At 59.2% G+C, this 17,154-nt stretch carries 16 protein-coding genes; 4 read left to right on the plus strand and 12 right to left on the minus strand.

What is annotated here, in order from left to right; all coding sequences use genetic code 11:
• Window positions 1-133: 133 nt before the first annotated feature.
• Together ACYZT0_RS20355 and ACYZT0_RS20360 are read right to left on the minus strand one after the other, a co-directional pair.
• Window positions 134-682: a sugar ABC transporter ATPase gene (locus tag ACYZT0_RS20355; RefSeq protein ID WP_462042722.1), complete on the minus strand. Its 549-nt coding sequence runs from the start codon at window positions 680-682 to the stop codon at window positions 134-136.
• 61 nt (window positions 683-743) lie between these two features.
• A complete protein-coding gene (locus ACYZT0_RS20360) occupies window positions 744-1,511 on the minus strand; it encodes a sulfite exporter TauE/SafE family protein (RefSeq protein WP_462042723.1) in 768 nt (255 codons plus the stop codon).
• A gap of 100 nt (window positions 1,512-1,611) precedes the next feature.
• Between ACYZT0_RS20360 and ACYZT0_RS20365 the strand changes: the two genes are divergently transcribed.
• The 3 genes from ACYZT0_RS20365 to ACYZT0_RS20375 are packed head-to-tail and all read left to right on the plus strand — an operon-like array spanning window position 1,612 to window position 4,787.
• Complete coding sequence (locus ACYZT0_RS20365) at window positions 1,612-2,541, plus strand: LysR family transcriptional regulator (protein ID WP_462042724.1); 930 nt, start codon at window positions 1,612-1,614, stop codon at window positions 2,539-2,541.
• Between the two features lie 41 nt (window positions 2,542-2,582).
• Window positions 2,583-3,962: an exodeoxyribonuclease VII large subunit gene (gene xseA / locus ACYZT0_RS20370; protein WP_462042725.1), complete on the plus strand. Its 1,380-nt coding sequence runs from the start codon at window positions 2,583-2,585 to the stop codon at window positions 3,960-3,962.
• A gap of 3 nt (window positions 3,963-3,965) precedes the next feature.
• The gene (locus ACYZT0_RS20375; RefSeq protein ID WP_462042726.1) at window positions 3,966-4,787 is read left to right on the plus strand and encodes a peptidoglycan DD-metalloendopeptidase family protein; all 822 of its coding nucleotides are present in this window, start codon (window positions 3,966-3,968) and stop codon (window positions 4,785-4,787) included.
• A gap of 135 nt (window positions 4,788-4,922) precedes the next feature.
• On the opposite strand, the gene ACYZT0_RS20380 is transcribed toward ACYZT0_RS20375, so the two are convergent.
• Entirely contained in the window at window positions 4,923-5,279 is a 357-nt protein-coding gene (locus ACYZT0_RS20380) for a hypothetical protein (RefSeq protein WP_462042727.1), read from the minus strand.
• A 397-nt stretch (window positions 5,280-5,676) separates the two neighbouring features.
• Between ACYZT0_RS20380 and leuA the strand changes: the two genes are divergently transcribed.
• Window positions 5,677-7,356 (plus strand): 2-isopropylmalate synthase, encoded by a 1,680-nt coding sequence (gene leuA, locus ACYZT0_RS20385; protein ID WP_462042728.1) that lies wholly within the window; start codon window positions 5,677-5,679, stop codon window positions 7,354-7,356.
• A 60-nt stretch (window positions 7,357-7,416) separates the two neighbouring features.
• Here leuA and ACYZT0_RS20390 read toward each other — a convergent pair whose 3' ends face one another.
• The 9 genes from ACYZT0_RS20390 to pilW all read right to left on the minus strand — a co-directional run bounded on the left by ACYZT0_RS20390 (window position 7,417) and on the right by pilW (window position 17,143).
• Complete coding sequence (locus ACYZT0_RS20390; RefSeq protein ID WP_462042729.1) at window positions 7,417-8,208, minus strand: amidohydrolase; 792 nt, start codon at window positions 8,206-8,208, stop codon at window positions 7,417-7,419.
• Complete coding sequence (locus ACYZT0_RS20395; RefSeq protein WP_462042730.1) at window positions 8,196-9,344, minus strand: pyridoxal phosphate-dependent aminotransferase; 1,149 nt, start codon at window positions 9,342-9,344, stop codon at window positions 8,196-8,198. The genes ACYZT0_RS20390 and ACYZT0_RS20395 overlap by 13 nt, the downstream gene beginning before the upstream one ends.
• A 156-nt stretch (window positions 9,345-9,500) precedes the next feature.
• Window positions 9,501-10,970, minus strand: a complete 1,470-nt coding sequence (gene der, locus ACYZT0_RS20400) for a ribosome biogenesis GTPase Der (protein WP_462042731.1) — start codon at window positions 10,968-10,970, stop codon at window positions 9,501-9,503.
• A 140-nt stretch (window positions 10,971-11,110) separates the two neighbouring features.
• A complete protein-coding gene (bamB, locus tag ACYZT0_RS20405; protein ID WP_462042732.1) occupies window positions 11,111-12,262 on the minus strand; it encodes an outer membrane protein assembly factor BamB in 1,152 nt (383 codons plus the stop codon).
• Window positions 12,255-12,896, minus strand: a complete 642-nt coding sequence (locus tag ACYZT0_RS20410; protein ID WP_462042733.1) for a tetratricopeptide repeat protein — start codon at window positions 12,894-12,896, stop codon at window positions 12,255-12,257. The genes bamB and ACYZT0_RS20410 overlap by 8 nt, the downstream gene beginning before the upstream one ends.
• A 40-nt stretch (window positions 12,897-12,936) precedes the next feature.
• The gene (gene hisS / locus ACYZT0_RS20415; protein WP_462042734.1) at window positions 12,937-14,226 is read right to left on the minus strand and encodes a histidine--tRNA ligase; all 1,290 of its coding nucleotides are present in this window, start codon (window positions 14,224-14,226) and stop codon (window positions 12,937-12,939) included.
• Between the two features lie 23 nt (window positions 14,227-14,249).
• The gene (gene ispG / locus ACYZT0_RS20420) at window positions 14,250-15,359 is read right to left on the minus strand and encodes a flavodoxin-dependent (E)-4-hydroxy-3-methylbut-2-enyl-diphosphate synthase (RefSeq protein WP_030129849.1); all 1,110 of its coding nucleotides are present in this window, start codon (window positions 15,357-15,359) and stop codon (window positions 14,250-14,252) included.
• Between the two features lie 3 nt (window positions 15,360-15,362).
• Window positions 15,363-16,385, minus strand: a complete 1,023-nt coding sequence (locus ACYZT0_RS20425) for a RodZ domain-containing protein (RefSeq protein WP_462042735.1) — start codon at window positions 16,383-16,385, stop codon at window positions 15,363-15,365.
• A complete protein-coding gene (pilW, locus tag ACYZT0_RS20430; RefSeq protein WP_462042736.1) occupies window positions 16,385-17,143 on the minus strand; it encodes a type IV pilus biogenesis/stability protein PilW in 759 nt (252 codons plus the stop codon). Before pilW ends, ACYZT0_RS20425 begins: the two co-directional genes overlap by 1 nt.
• Window positions 17,144-17,154 lie beyond the last annotated feature (11 nt).

The raw sequence follows: 17,154 nt of genomic DNA on the forward strand, positions 1-17,154 counted from the left end.
TGTCTATTATCGATGCAGTGATCGACGGGGGTTTGGGGTACACAAATCCCGTAGGAGCGAGGCTTGCCCGCGAAGGCATCGCTGCGGTACATCAGATACACCGAGTCGATCCCTTCGCGGGCAAGAACCGCTCCTACAGTTCGACCTTGACCCAGCTCACAGGCTGATCAAGCCAATCGGTAAACTCATCGATAAAGCTCTGCTTGAATCCGGCCTCGGCCCAGTTGTTGAAGATAAAACCCAGGTTGGAAAAGCCGCATTCCTGCAGGAAAAGAAAGCCGTTGATGTCATCTTCATGTCCGCATTCCGGGCAGGTGAAGTTATCGGTACGCCCCGGCATCCATTCTTCCAGGCTTTCGAACAGCGCTTCGCCGACTTCCTTGCGGCACTCGGCGCAGCCCGCCTCTTCAAGGAAACCCTTGGCCGGCGTATAGATGCAGCGCTTGGTAATGATCTCCAGGCCATTGATCGGCTCGCCGAACGGCAGCGCTTCAGGATGCAGCACTACAGCGCGGGCACCGTCGCCGATGGCATGAGCCATGCGGTTGCCGGTGCGGCCGCAGGTGGTCAGTTCTTCTTTAATGATGTTCTTGCGCACCAGCCAACGCACGACCGCCCGGGCCCGGGGTTCGTGCACCGGCAGTGTGGAGATTTTCGGGACGATGATGCTTTGCGAATTCATGGTGCGGCCTGCTGCGAACGCTTTAAAGAAGCCCGGCAGCTTAAGCACCCGGCTTCAGAGGTCAAGTACTCAAATATCGTCCGATCAAGGCAATCCCACTGGCCAGCACCAACCAGGTCACCAGCCGCACGAATGCCTCGCGGGACAATCTCATGGTCAACCGCCGACCGATCCACAGGCCTAATGCCATGGCCGGCAACAAACACAACGCCAATACCAACAAGGGTAGCTCGGCATACACACCCGCGACAGCAAACAGGCTCAAGCGCACCACGGTGCTGCAACTGATCAGCGCACTCTGGGTCGCCCGCGCCGCCTCTTTGGGTAACCGACTGTTCAAATAGATCGCATATAAAAAGCCGCCACTGCCAAACAGCGCCCCGAACATCCCGCCGACCATGCCCATCGGCACTGCCCAAGCGGCGGACAATTGCGTCGGCCGGGTTTTGACCCACAGGCTGTAAACCGCATAGAGGCTGATGAACAAGCCCATCAACAGCAGCAATAAATCGGATTTGAGGTTCAGCAGAAAGATCACCCCCAGCGTGCAGCCCACCGCCATGCACGGCAGCAGCCGCAGCAACTCGGGCTTCGCCACATCCCGCCGCGACGGCAGCAGATTGCCGAACGCCGCGACGAAATCGAGCAGCACCAACAGCGGTACGATTTTCGACAGTGGCATGAACACGATCAGAATCGGCCCCGCCACCAAAGCGGTGCCGAAACCGGCGATACCGAACACGATGTAGGCCAGGGCGATGCCCAATCCGATCACCAGCCAATCCGTGGCACCGAATGGCCATTGGTTCAAAAGCTCAAACACATTCATTTGCACGTCTTCCTTGTATACCTGAGATGACTTTAGCCAGCGCCGAGTCTTGCGACTAATATCTTCAAAGCCATCCACCCATCTCAAAAAGGCATGTCTGGTGCTTTCAACCCGCCAATTGCGTTACTTCGTGGAAATCGCCGACTGCGGGAGTTTCAGCGCCGCCGCCGAACGACTGTTCATTGCTCAGTCGGCCCTGAGCCGGCAAATAAAGGACATGGAAACCCGGCTGCAAACGCCATTGTTTGAACGCACCGCACGCCAGCCCCGACTGACGGCGGCCGGTGAAGCCTTCTTGCCCCGAGCCAGAAACCTGCTGAACGAACTGACCAAAGCCAGCGAGATGGCCACCCAAGTCGGCAATGGAGAACTCGGGACCTTGCGCCTCAGCCATTCCAGCACCGTGCCTATGAGTGGCCGCCTGCTGCGAGGCATCAGTGACTATCTGAGCCAGCATCGCGGCGTGTCCATGGACATCGTAAAGCTGTCGTCAGAAGCGCAACTTGAAGCGCTGGCCGACAGTCGGGTGGATGTCGGACTGTTGCGCCTGCCAGTGTTGCGCCAACGTGAAGGCATGCAGATTGTTCCTTTGTATAGCGAACGATTGCTGCTAGCCGTTCCCCCCAATCACAGGCTGGCTGTGGATAAGTCAGCTCAGGGCATCGATCTGGCGCAACTCAAGAATGAAGCGTTTATCTCCATTCCTCATCCTCAGCGTGGCGGGTTGAGTTATCTGTCCGCCGAGTTGTGCATGCGTCAGGGATTCTTCCCGAACGCGGCGCGGGTTGTGTCGCGCAAAACCACGCAACTGCAATTGATTCAGGCCGGGTTCGGCATCGCCCTGCTGCCGGAGTCGATGCAGGACATTGCGCCGCCCGACATCCACTTCCTGCCCTTGGCCGATCCGGATTGCCACAGTACCGTCGCCCTCGCCTGCCGGCAGAATCCGACGGCGCTGGTTCAACACTTCATCAAAACCTGCACAGATCATTGTGAGGGCGAGCTTGCTCCCACAATGGATTTGCGCTGACTCATGGAGATTGATCGCCGAATGCCTTTAAACTGCGCCCCATGATTAAAGATCCCTTTGCAAGACTCGGCCTGGACCGTGAAGTCCTGACTGTCAGCCAACTCAACGGCCGCGCGCGGGTGTTGCTCGAAGACGTGTTCAGCAACATCTGGGTTGAAGGCGAAATCTCCAACCTCGCCCGTCCGGCGTCCGGCCATGTGTATTTCACCCTCAAGGACAGCGGCGCCCAGGTGCGTTGCGCACTGTTCCGGCAGAACGCGGCACGGGTTCGTCAGGCGTTGAAGGATGGCCTGGCGGTCAAGGTCCGCGGCAAGGTTTCGCTGTTCGAGGGCCGCGGCGACTATCAGTTGATCCTCGATACCGTGGAGCCGGCCGGTGACGGTGCGCTGCGTTTGGCCTTCGATGCACTGAAGGAAAAACTCAGCGCCGAAGGCCTGTTCAGTGCCGAGAGCAAAGTACCGTTGCCGGCGCATCCGCAACGCATCGGCATCATCAGCTCGCCCACCGGTGCGGTGATCCGCGACATCATCAGCGTATTCCGCCGTCGCGCACCACAGGTACAGCTGACGCTGATCCCCACTGCCGTGCAGGGCCGCGAAGCCACTGCGCAGATTGTCCGCGCACTGAAACTGGCGGACGCCCGCGGTTTCGACGCGCTGATTCTGGCCCGTGGTGGCGGTTCGCTGGAAGACCTCTGGTGCTTCAACGAAGAAGCCGTGGCCCGCGCCGTGGATGCTTGCGTGACGCCGATTGTCAGCGCCGTCGGCCATGAAACCGACGTGTCGATCAGTGACTTCGTGGCCGACGTCCGCGCCCCGACGCCTTCCGCTGCCGCGGAACTGCTCGCACCGGATTCCAGCGATCTGGTCCGTCGGGTCGAAAGCCTGCATCGACGGCTGGTGATGCGCATCCGCGACCGTTTGATGCGTGATCGACTGCGCCTGGAAGGCATGTCTCGTCGCCTTCGTCATCCCGGCGAACGTCTGCGCCAGCAAGCGCAACGCCTTGATGACCTGGACATGCGCATGCGTCGCGCGTTCGAACGCAGCCTCAATACCCGCCGCGAACGCTTGATCCGTCTGGAAACCCGCCTCGCCGGGCAACATCCCGGTCGGCAACTGGCGATGCTCCGTCAGCGCCTCGACAGTCTTGCCGAACGCCTGCCCCGTGCGATGCGCGAAGGGCTCAAATCCCGTCGTCTGCAACTGCAAAGCCAGATGCAGACGCTGCATGTGGTCAGCCCTCTTGCGACCCTTGCTCGTGGCTACAGCATTCTGTTGGATGAACGCGGCAACGCGATTCGCAGCGCCGAGCAAACCCACACAGGTCAGCGCCTGAAAGCCAAACTCGGCAACGGCGAGCTACACGTTCGGGTCGAAGACAATCACCTGACGCCTGTCACCCTTTCTTTACTGGATTGATCCATGCCGCGTTTTTTAGCTCCGTTGCTGTTGCTGTGCCTGACCTTCAACGCCCACGCCGACAGTTACATCACCCGTCTGCTGAACAAACCGGTGCCGGGCGGCGTGGCCGTAGTGGATCTGGGCGCCGCTGCGCAGGCGCCGAAAGCCAGTTATCAAGGCAAACCGGTATTGGTGGTCAAGGACCAGAACAATTGGCTGGCGATTGTTGGCGTGCCGCTGACGGTTAAACCGGGCACGCAGCAGGTCAGTAGCGGGGGTCGTAATCTCAACTTCACGGTCGGCAGCAAGAAATACCCGGAACAGCACATCACCCTGAAGAATACGCAGCAGGTCAATCCGAACCCGGAGAATCTCAAGCGCATCGAAGGCGAACTGGCCGAGCAGATTCAGGCTTACCGCAGTTTCAGCCCGAAAACGCCGAGCAATCTGCTGCTGGACAAACCGGTCAATGGCCCGCTGTCGAGCAAGTTCGGCGTGCGCCGGTTCTTTAATGGTGAGGAGCGCAATCCTCACGCCGGCCTGGACTTCGCCGTGCCGGCCGGTACGCCGATCAAGACCCCGGCTACCGGCAAGGTGATCCTGATCGGTAACTACTTTTTCAACGGCAACACGGTGTTTGTCGATCATGGGCAAGGCTTTATCAGCATGTTCTGCCACCTGTCGAAAATCGACGTGACGGTTGGCCAGCCATTGGCCCGTGGTGGGGTGGTCGGGAAGGTCGGTTCCACTGGACGCGCAACCGGGCCGCATATGCACTGGAACGTCAGCCTGAATGATGCGCGGGTTGATCCGGCCATCTTTATAGGTGCATTTCAGCCCTGAATTTTGAGTGAGGCGACTGGCCTCTTCGCGGGCAAGCCTTGCTCCTACAGGTTTGGTGTCTATCACGAATTTTGCGAACGACACAAAACCTGTAGGAGCAAGGCTTGCCCGCGAAGGCGGTATCACTGGCGCCGTTTATTCCGCATCAAGGTCCTCGATCCCATGGACCTCCCGGTCCGCCAGACAGTGTTTGATCCAGGCCTGGGTGTCCTCTGAGAAGCCGGTCAATTCCTCAGACGTAATCAACTCTCGGGCACACAGCCCTAGCAAGTGAGAGCGGGCCTCATGTCGTGAGAACCTGAAAACACCAAACGCCCAATACAGCTCTTTTTGCCCGGCCTTCAGCAGTTCTTCGCTGGCTTCTATCCGCTCATAAGGCACCAGACTTTTATCCAGCACCGTACGCTCGACCTCCTCCATGATGCGGATACACATGCGCTCATGGGCCAACGGACGCAACGCGCTGTAAAGCTTCCAATCTGACTCGTTCATCACCGACTCCTGCCTGCCAGTAGTCCTGTTGAGTCTTTAAGAATAGCCGCCCTGACCGAGCCGCAGCCGCCAACTTTCAATTGCGCATCGTTCAAACCTCGCGCAAACATAAAAGTAATCACCACCCTTCACCGCAATTAAATCTCGATAAATACGACTTTTAGAGGATTCCTCTCAATTTTTTGAGACCGCTTGCCATCCTTCGCCCTCGCGGTTAGGGTTGAAGGCATGAAAACCTCTCACACCCTCATTCAGCTTCGCCAGCACCGCAGTCTGTGCCTTGTCAGTGCACGACTGCCGGGTTGAATTTGCGGTGCCTCGCCCTACGCTTTTCCCCAAGAACATTTGATCCACCGGCAGGCCGCCTTTTTTCGGCCCACACAATAAGGATTTCCCGATGAGCATGCTCAAAGACCCGTCTTCGAAATACCGCGCGTTCCCGACCATCGACATCCCGGACCGCACCTGGCCGTCGAAGACCATTACCGCCGCGCCGATCTGGTGCAGCTCCGACCTTCGTGACGGTAACCAGTCGCTGATCGAGCCAATGGACGCGGTCAAGAAGCTGCGTTTCTGGAAAACCCTGGTGTCGGTCGGCGTGAAAGAGATCGAAGCGTCGTTCCCGGCGGCTTCGCAAACCGACTTCGACTTCGTGCGTACCCTGATCGAAGGCAACCACATCCCGGACGACACCACCATTCAGGTGCTGACCCAGGGCCGTGAAGATTTGATCGAGCGCACCTTCGAATCCCTGCGCGGGGCGAAGAAAGCCATCGTTCACCTGTACAACGCCACCTCCCCGTCCTTCCGCCGCATTGTCTTCAACCAGGATAAGGAAGGGGTCAAGGCCATCGCCGTGAACGCGGCCAAGCTGTTTGTCAAATACGCCGCCCAGCAGCCAAACACCGAGTGGACCTTCGAATACTCGCCAGAAACCTTCAGCGCTACCGAGATCGAGTTCGCCAAAGAAGTCTGCGACGCGGTGATCGAAGTCTGGAACCCGACGCCTGAGCACAAGGTGATCCTCAACCTGCCGGCCACCGTCGAATGCGCGACCCCGAACATCTATGCCGACCAGATCGAATGGTTCGGCCGTCACATCAACCGTCGTGACAGCGTGATCATCAGCCTGCACACCCACAACGACCGTGGCACCGGCGTGGCCGCCACCGAGCTGGGCCTGATGGCCGGTGCTGACCGTGTCGAAGGCTGCCTGTTCGGCAACGGCGAGCGCACCGGTAACGTCGATCTTGTGACCGTGGCACTGAACCTCTACACCCAGGGCATTCACCCTGAGCTGGACTTCTCCGACATCGACGGCGTGCGTAAAGTCGTCGAAGAATGCAACCAGATCCAGGTGCACCCACGTCACCCGTACGTCGGCGACCTGGTTCACACCGCGTTCTCCGGCTCCCACCAGGACGCCATCCGCAAGGGCTTCGCCCAGCAGAAACCGGACGCTCTCTGGGAAGTGCCGTACTTGCCGATCGACCCGGCCGATATCGGCCGCAGCTACGAGGCGGTGATCCGCGTCAACAGCCAGTCGGGCAAGGGCGGTATCGCCTACCTGCTGGAACAGGAATACGGCATCAGCTTGCCGCGTCGCATGCAGATCGAGTTCAGCCAGGTGGTGCAGCGTGAAACCGATCGCCTTGGCCTCGAGATGACCGCCAAGCAGATCCACGCGTTGCTGCACAGCGAGTACTTGCAGGCCAACACGCCGTACGCGCTGGTCAGCCATCGCCTGCAGGAAGAAAACGGTCATAGCGCCGTGGAAGTGGAAGTCTCCAGCAAAGGTCAGGGTGAAACCAACCTGCACTGGCGTGGCAAGGGCAACGGTGCCCTGGAAGCGCTAGTGGCCGGTCTGCCGATTCCGGTTGAAATCATGGACTACAACGAACACGCCATCGGTTCGGGCACCAATGCCAAGGCTGCGGCCTACATTGAACTGCGAGTGAACGGGGAACGTGCAGTGCACGGCGTCGGTATCGATGAAAACATCACCACCGCCAGCTTCAAGGCCCTGTTCAGCGCACTGAACCGCTCGCTGAGCCAGCCGGAGGCGAAAGCGGCGTAAGCCTTCGCTGAAATGCAAAAGGCCCCGGGGTGAGAACCTCGGGGCCTTTTTGTTGATCGGTTACGTGAACTCGAACGTATCCGCATCCAGATTCGCCGGAAAGCGCGTGCGGTAAGCTGCCAGTTCCGCCGCATCCAGAACGACCTTGAACACCCCATCCGCTTCGCCGGCGCTGAGCAATGTCTCACCCTGAAAGTCCAGCACCTGACTGTCGCCGGTATACGCGAAGCCTTTTCCATCGGTACCAATGCGATTCACCGCCGCCACGTAGCAGAGGTTTTCGATCGCCCGCGCTGGCAGCAAACGGTTCCAGTGCTGACGCCGTGCACCCGGCCAGTTGGCGGTGTACAGCAACAGGTCGGTGTCCTGAGAATCGCGGCTCCAGACCGGAAAGCGCAGGTCGTAGCAAATCAGCGGCCGCACTCGCCAGCCCTTGAGCTCGAACTGCACCTGGCGCTCGCCGGGCGTGTAGTGGTTGTGCTCACCAGCCATGCGGAACAGATGGCGCTTGTCGTAGTGCCAGACCTCCCCGTCCGGCCGCGCCCACAACAGGCGATTGCGATGGCTGCCGTCAGCCGCCTGGACGATCACGCTGCCGGTGATCACCGCATCCAGTTTCGCAGCCTGAATTCGCAGCCATTTACTGGTCGGACCATTTTCCGGCTCGGCGAGAGTTTCCGACTCCATGGAAAAACCGGTGGTGAACATCTCCGGCAGAATGATCAGGTCAGCGCCGCGAGCCTGTTCCAGCAACGGCTCGAAATGCTCCAGATTGGCCTGACGATCGTGCCAGGCCAGGGTGGTCTGGATCAGCGCGATGTTCAGATTAGGTAGCGCGCTCAGATCACGCATAGTTTTGCCGCTGCTTCACGCAGCGTCTCCTCGCGTTTGGCGAAGCACAGGCGCACCAGGCGCTGGCCTTCGGGCGGAGTCTGGTAGAACACCGAGATCGGGATGCTCGCCACGCCATGTTCGCGGGTCATCCACAACGCCATCTCGACATCGTTGAGCCCCGGACGGATCTGCGAGTAATCGACCAACTGGAAATACGTACCGGCCACTCGGGTGAAGCTGAAGCGCGACGGCGTCAGCAGATCGCAGAACAGATCGCGCTTGGCCTGATAGAACGCCGGCAGTTCCTCGACGTGTTCCGGGTGCTCGGCCATGTAGTCGGCCAAGGCGTATTGCAGCGGCGTTACGCCGCAGAAACTGACGTATTGGTGAACCTTGCGCAGCTCGGCGGTGAGCGCCGGCGGCGCGACCACGTAGCCGGTTTTCCAGCCAGTGACGTGGTATGTCTTGCCGAAAGAACTGACTACGAAGGCGCGTTGATACAGCTCTTCGTGATTCAGCACGCTGACGTGAGGCACGCCGTCGAAGACCAGGTGTTCGTAGACTTCGTCGCTGACGATGTAGATGTCGCGATCGCGAATCAACGCCGCCAACTGATCCAGTTCGGCACGACTGATCAGCGCGCCGCTTGGGTTATGCGGAGAGTTGAGAACGATCATCCGGGTGCGCGGCGTAATCGCTTCGGCAAGCTTCTGAAAGTCGATGGCAAAGTCATTCAAACCGAGTTGCACATGGACGCAACGACCACCCGCCAGTTCCACCGACGGCTCGTAGCTGTCGTAGCACGGATCGAACACGATCACTTCGTCGCCGCTATGGATAACGGCCTGAATCGCACAGAAGATCGCTTGAGTGGCGCCGGGGGTGACTGTCACTTCATGGTCGGCATCCACATTGACGCCGTAGCTGCGGGCGATCTTCGCCGCAATCTGCTGACGCAACGCCGGCAGGCCGGTCATCGGCGAATACTGGTTGTGGCCATTGGCGATATGCCGACCGACCGCATCGCACAGAGCCTGCGGGGCATCAAAATCGGGAAAACCCTGGGACAGATTCAGCGCCCCGGTTTGCGCCGCCAGCTGAGACATCTGAGTGAAGATAGTGATGCCGACATTCGGCAGCTTACTGGTGATCATCGGTGATTTCCTGCTCTACACCCGGCGCTAACGGCGGCGCGGGAGAGCCCGAGGATAGCCCAAACGGCGCCCATAAAAAAAGGGCGCCCATTGGCGCCCCTCTTTAATTTGATCGTTCCCACGCAGAGCGTGGGAACGATAATCGGCAGTCGTGAATCAGCGCTTGTCGCGGCGCTTCTTGTCGGCTTTCTTGTGGTGCGACATCATGCGACGCTTCTTGTTGACCTGACGGTCGGTGAGCGAGTTCTTGTTGCCTTCGTACGGGTTCTCGCCGCCCTTGAACTCGATGCGGATCGGCGTACCGACCAGCTTCAAGACACGACGGTAAGTGTTTTCCAGATAACGCACGTAAGACTTCGGCACCTTTTCGATCTGGTTACCGTGAATCACGATGATCGGCGGGTTCGCGCCACCCAAGTGGGCATAACGCAGCTTGATCCGGCGGTTGTTGACCATCGGCGGCGCGTGCTCACCGACCGCATCTTCCAGAATCGTGGTCAGGCGGTTGGTTGGCCAGCGGGTGACCGCAGACTTGAACGAGTTCTGTACGGAGGCGTAGAGGTTGCCCACGCCCGTGCCGTGCAGGGCCGAGATGAAGTGAATGTCGGCGTAGTCAACGAAGAACAGTCGACGCTGCAGCTCGACCTTCACGAAGTCGCGCTCGCTCGGCGTCATGCCGTCCCACTTGTTGATCGCGATCACCAGCGCACGACCCGACTCAATGGCGAAGCCCAGTAGGTTGAGGTCGTGGTCGACCACGCCTTCGCGGGCGTCCATCACAAAGATCACCACGTTGGCATCTTTGATGGCTTGCAGGGTTTTGACCACGGAGAATTTTTCAACTTCTTCGTGGATCTTGCCGCGCTTGCGCACACCAGCGGTGTCGATCAGCGTGTACTTCTCGTCGTTACGCTCAAACGGGATGTAGATACTGTCGCGGGTGGTGCCGGGCTCGTCATAAACGATTACCCGGTCTTCACCGAGCATACGGTTGACCAGCGTCGACTTGCCGACGTTCGGGCGGCCGATGATGGCGATCTTGATCCCGTCTTTTTCGCTCGGGCCAGGAATGCGCTTGGCTTCCTCGCCTTCAGCAACGATCTCTTCATCGCCGTCTTCTGGCTCTTCTTCGTCTTTCGGGAAGGTGCTCAGGGCGATTTCCAGCATCTGGGTGATGCCACGACCGTGGGCACCGGCGATCGGAATCGCGTGGCCCATGCCCAACGGGGCGAATTCGGCGCGGGCCATTTCAGGGTCGATGTTGTCGACCTTGTTGGCAACCACGTAAGAACGCTTGTTACGTTTGCGCAAATGCTCGGCGATCATCTGGTCGGCGGCGGTGAAACCGGCCTTGGCATCTACCAGGAACAGAACGACATCCGCTTCTTCAATGGCCAGCAGCGACTGCTCGGCCATTTTTTCGTCCATACCGTGCTCGTCACCGGAGATACCGCCGGTGTCGACCAGAATGTAGGAACGCCCTTGCCACTTGGCCTCACCGTATTGGCGATCACGGGTCAGACCGGACAAGTCGCCGACGATGGCGTCGCGAGTCCTGGTCAGGCGGTTGAACAAGGTGGACTTGCCGACGTTCGGTCGGCCCACCAGGGCGATTACGGGAACCATGCGGCTCTCCACTTCGTTATTTCAGAAAATACAAAAGCCGCTGCGAGGCAGCGGCTGGTGCTCGGGGCAGCGCCTGTAAGCGCTGCGAGCCCCGCAAAACGGGGCCGCTTGGGGAACTAACCCCAAGCATAGTCAAACCTTTACTTAATGGTCAGGGCTTCCAGTTTGCCGCTGTTGCCATACAGATAAATCGTGTCACCCACCACCAGCGGACGGGCACGCAGGCCGTCGCTGTCGATGCGCTCGCGGCCGACGAAACGACCGTCGACCTGGCTCAGCAGATGCAAGTAACCTTCCATATCACCGACTGCAACATAGCTGGAGAACACTTCCGGAGCCGACAGTTGACGACGGGCCAGCGAATCGTTGCTCCACAAGGCTGTGGTGGAACGTTCGTCGACGCCTTCAACGGTGCCCGAAGACAGGCTCACGTAAACGCTGCCAAAACCCTGAGCGACACCGGCATAGCTGGAAGCATCACGCTGCCAGAGCTGACGACCGCTTTCCAGATCCAGTGCCGCAACGCGACCCTGATAGCTGGCGACATACAGCGTACCGCCAGACAGCAGCAGGCCACCGTCGATATCGACAACGCGCTCCAGTTCCGAACGGCCTTGTGGAATCGCAACACGCTGTTCCCATACCGGCACGCCGTTGGAAATATCGAGAGCGACCACTTTACCGGTCGACAGGCCAGCCACCGCGAGGCGGTTGGTGACGATCGGCGCACTGGTGCCGCGCAGGGTCAATACCGCTGGAGTGCTGTCATACAACCAGCGCTGGGTACCGGTAGCGGCATCCAGACCGATCAGACGGTCATCCTGAGTCTGAACTACAACGACATCACCGTTGTTGGCCGGCGGTGCGAGGACTTCACTGGACACGCGAGCGCGCCATTTCTCTTCACCGCTGCTGGCGTCCAGGGCAACAATTTCGCCCTTGGTGGTACCGAACACTAGCAGACCGTAACCCACGCCAACGGCGCCGGAAACAGGCAGCTCGAGATCTTTCTTCCATTTGACGTCGCCATTGCTGCGATCCATCGCCATCACCACACCGGTGACGTCGGCGGCATAGATAGTATCGCCATCGATCGCCGGAACCAGCATGTTGTACGTTACGCCCTGACCGTCACCGATCGAACGACTCCACTGCTTTTGCAGAACCACTTCTTCTTTGAAGTCGGTCAACTCGGCCGGTGGCAATTCTTTTTTGCTGTTGCTGCTGCAACCCGCGGCCAATATGGCCAGAGCCAGCAATGCTGCATGTTTCCAACGAATCACGTCACGCATCCCCTTTGGCCAGGTCGTCCAGCTTGATTTGTAGGCCGCCGACCGCCGCTTCATCCGACAGTGCCGCCTTGGCTTTTTGATACGCCGCGTTCGCTTCATCGGTACGACCCAACTGCACCAGCAGGTCGCCTTTGAGTTCTTCGCGAGTGGCCAGGAATGCTTTATCGGCATCACCTTCGAGCAGTTTCAGGGCTTCATCGGCCTTGTTCTGCGCGGCCAGTACCTGCGCCAGACGCTGACGAGCAATTTCGCCCAGCGCCGGGTTGGCCGGTTTGGCCACGATGGCTTTCAGCTCGCTGGCCGCGTCATCCAGCTTGCCGCTGTCGACCGCGACTTTCGCCACGAACAGGCTGCCGTATTGCGCGTAAGCGCTACCGCCGAACTCACTGTTGAGCTTGCCGGCCAGGTCCGTAACACGGGCGGCATCAGGCTTACCGTCGGGCGTCAGCGTGGTTTCCAGCAGTTGCTGATAAAGCATCGAGGCGCCTTGCGACTGATTGCTCTGATACTTGTGAAAGGCCTGCCAGCCGAACACGATGACAAGCGCCAACAGGCCGCCAGTGACCAGGGGCTTGCCGTTGCGTGTCCACCAGTCCTTAAAATCCGCCAGATGTTCGTCTTCGGTACTCGACACCCCAATACTCCTTAATCGCTAAATCGGCTGTTTGACAGCTTCAACCCTGCACGACGCAGGTGGCCAGGTGTGCAGCAAGCGCATCCCAGGCAATGCTTTGTTGTTCGCCCTGGCCACGCAGGGGTTTGAAACCTACCACTTGCTGGGCCATTTCGTCGTCACCGAGGATCAGCGCGTACAGCGCACCGCTCTTGTCGGCTTTCTTGAACTGGCTTTTGAAGCTACCGGCGCCGGCATTCACTTGCAGGCGCAGGTTGGGCAATTGATCACGAACACGCTCACTCAAGGCCAGACCCGCCAACTCGGCGGCTTCACCGAAGGCGCAGAGATAGACGTCGACCTGACGGGAGATTTCTTCCGGGATCTGCTCCAGGGTTTCAAGCAGCAGCACCAGGCGCTCGATACCCATGGCGAAACCAACGCCCGGGGTCGGCTTGCCGCCCATCTGCTCCACCAGACCATCGTAACGACCACCGGCACACACAGTGCCTTGAGCGCCCAACTGGTCGGTGACCCATTCGAAGACGGTCTTGCTGTAGTAATCCAGCCCGCGTACCAGCTTCGGGTTGATCACGTAAGGAATGCCGGCGGTGTCCAGGCGAGCCTTGAGGCCCTCGAAGTGCACACGAGACTCTTCGTCGAGGTAGTCGGCCATTCTTGGCGCGTCGACCAGCACGGCTTGAGTGTCAGCGTTCTTGGTATCCAGAACCCGCAATGGGTTGGTCTTCAGACGGCGCTGGCTGTCTTCGTCCAGCTTGTCCAGGCGGGCCGAGAGGAACTCGACCAGCGCTTCGCGATAGCGACCGCGGGACTCGGCGGTGCCCAGGCTATTGAGTTCGAGCTTGACCGCATCACGGATGCCCAGCTCGCCCCACAGGCGCCAGGTCAGTACGATCAGCTCGGCATCGATGTCCGGACCGTCGAGATTGAAGACTTCGCAACCGATCTGGTGAAACTGGCGATAACGGCCTTTCTGCGGACGTTCGTGGCGGAACATCGGGCCGATGTACCAGAGTTTCTGCACCTGGCCACCACCGGTGATGCCGTGCTCAAGCACCGCACGTACGCAGGCCGCCGTGCCTTCAGGGCGCAGGGTCAGGGAGTCGCCGTTGCGGTCGTCGAAGGTGTACATCTCTTTTTCGACGATGTCGGTCACTTCACCGATCGAGCGTTTGAACAGCTCGGTGAACTCGACGATCGGCATGCGGATCTGCTTGTAACCGTAGTTATCCAGCAAACGCGAGACAGTGCCCTCGAAATGACGCCACAGGGGAGTCTGTTCGGGCAGGATGTCGTTCATGCCACGAATGGCTTGCAGAGACTTGCTCACTATAAATCCTTAAATTCGTTCGATCAGCCGCGAGCGATTACAGCTGCGTCGGCTTCGACCTTTTCGGCCGCTTTCTGACGGATCAAGCGTTCAAGCTCATCCACCAGATTGTCATTCGTCAGTTTCTGCGCAGGCTTGCCGTCGATATAAATCAGGTTTGGCGTGCCGCCGGTCAAGCCGATATGGGCTTCCTTGGCTTCGCCTGGCCCGTTGACCACGCAACCGATGACCGCGACATCCAGCGGCACCAGCAGGTCTTCGAGGCGTCCTTCCAGCTCGTTCATGGTTTTGACCACATCGAAGTTCTGCCGAGAGCAGCTTGGGCAGGCGATGAAGTTAATGCCACGGGAACGCAGGTGCAGGGATTTGAGAATGTCGTAGCCGACTTTCACTTCCTCGACCGGGTCGGCCGCCAACGAGATGCGAATAGTATCGCCAATCCCTTCGGCGAGCAGCATACCGAGGCCCACAGCGGATTTCACCGTGCCTGAACGCAAACCACCGGCTTCGGTGATGCCCAGGTGCAGCGGCTGGACGATTTCCTTGGCCAGCAAACGGTAAGCGGCGACGGCCATGAACACATCGGAGGCTTTGACGCTGACCTTGAAGTCCTGAAAATTCAGGCGCTCAAGGTGCTCGACGTGACGCAAGGCAGACTCGACCAACGCAGCCGGGGTCGGCTCGCCGTATTTCTTTTGCAGGTCTTTTTCCAGCGAACCAGCGTTCACACCAATGCGAATCGGAATCCCGCGATCACGGGCGGCATCGACTACTGCACGCACGCGGTCTTCGCGACCGATATTGCCCGGGTTGATCCGCAGGCAGTCAACGCCCAGTTCGGCTACGCGCAGAGCGATCTTGTAGTCGAAGTGAATGTCGGCAACCAGTGGAACCTTGACCAGTTGCTTGATCTTGCCGAACGCTTCGGCGGCGTCCATGTCCGGCACGGAAATGCGCACGATATCGACGCCAGCGGCTTCCAGACGATTGATCTGGGCGACGGTGGCGGCTACGTCATTGGTGTCGCTGTTGGTCATGCTCTGCACAGCGATAGGCGCATCGCCGCCAACGGGCACGTTACCGACCCAGATCTTGCGCGATTCGCGACGTTTGATTGGAGATTCGCCGTGCATGACTTATTGACCCAACTTCAGGCGAGCAGTCTCGCCACTGGTGAACGGAGCAACATCAACCACCTGCCCGTTGTAGCTGACCTGCGCGCCACGGGCGAAGCCCAGACGCACGGAAATGGGTGGTTTGCCGCTGACAGAAACGTTTTCGCCTTTACGCTTGAGACCGCTCAACAACACTTTGCCGCTGCCGTCGGTGACTTGCGTCCAGCAATCGGCGGTGAATTGCAGTTGAACCTGCCCCTGGCCGGCAACCGGTGCAGCCGCTGCTGGTGCGGGGATGGTTGGCGTTACCGAAGCGGACGCAGGCGGGGCCGATACAACAAGAGCAGTCGGAGCAGGCGCTACCGGCGTCGCGACAACCGGCGCAGCGTTGTGCGTCGGTGCTGCGGGCGCGGGAGTCGCCGGTGCAGCCGGAACTACTGCTTCAGCAACAGCCGGAGCCTCATCGGACGTTTCGGCTTGCGGCAATGCGAGAGCGGTTGTGCCTTCCGCTTGACCTTCCGCGACAGCCTGGTCTTCCGGCTCGTCCAGCGGATGGATCTGGGTGGTGCCGTCAGCACCCTCGACTTCAACGTGCTCCGGGCTCAGGCTCGTCACTTCCTTGGTGCGCAACGAGGTTTGATCCTGCCACCAGACAAATCCACCGCCGATCACAGCCAGCAGCAACAGTAGGCTGACAATTCGCAAAATGGTATGGGAAACCCGAACCGGCTCTTCAATACGTCCCAGGCTATGAACATTGCTGCCCTGGGAGTCAGTGCCGGTGGATTGGTCGAATTGCTGGACCAGTGCGGTCTGATCCATGCCCAGCAATTTCGCGTAGGCGCGAATATACCCGCGAGCAAAAGTATGCCCAGGCAGCTTGTCGAAAGCGCCGGCTTCCAGATTGCTCAGGGAATTGACGGTGAGGTTGAGCTTGAGGGCCACTTCGGCCAGCGACCAGCCATTGCTTTCGCGGGCCTGGCGCAAGGTCTCACCGGGGTTAACGCGATTCGCTGCTACAACTTCGGGATGCGCCGCTTTCATCATTGCTCCGACAGGTATTGCTGATATTCCGGCGTACCGGGATAGAGTCGTTTTAGTTGCAGGCCAAAACTGGCGGCCTTGTCGCGATCTTCAAACACCTTTGCCAGCCGAACGCCGAGCAATAGACTACGTGCATTTTGCTCCGTGAGCAGGCTAAAACGATCGTAATAGTCACGCGCGGGCACATAATGCCTGTCTTCGAAGGACAACTCAGCCATTTCCAGCAATGCACGTGGCTGTTGGCGATTCAAACGCAGGGATTTTTCCAACTGCTGTTTGGCCAAATCACGCTGCCCCAGCTTTGAAGCGGTCATGCCGAGGTTCTCGAACACCCGCGAACGCTCAGGATACAAGGTATCGGCGGCAGCCTGTTCAAAGCGCTCGTACGCCTCTTTGTACCGTTTCTCTTCGAAAAGAAAACTACCGTAGTTGTTCAGGATTCGCGCATCGGTAGGACGCGAAGACAGTGCCTTGCGAAAATGCTGGTCGGCGAACTCCGGCTCCATCTCGGCCTGAAACACCAGACCCAACGCAGCGTTGGCGTCTGGATCCGAGTCATCCAGATCCAACGCTTTCTTCAACGGTACTTTCGCCCGTTCGGTCATGCCTTGTTGCAAGTAGCCCAAGCCCAGCTGTACATAGGCGGCACGCGCTTCATCGCGGCCCTTGCTGGTCTTCATCGGGTTGAAATCGCCCGACAGGACACAACCAGCACACAGGCTGGCCAACAGCAATAGCAGCGCGAAGCGCAGGGACATTGAGATCCTCT

This window comes from Pseudomonas sp. ZS1P83 (assembly GCF_054897825.1).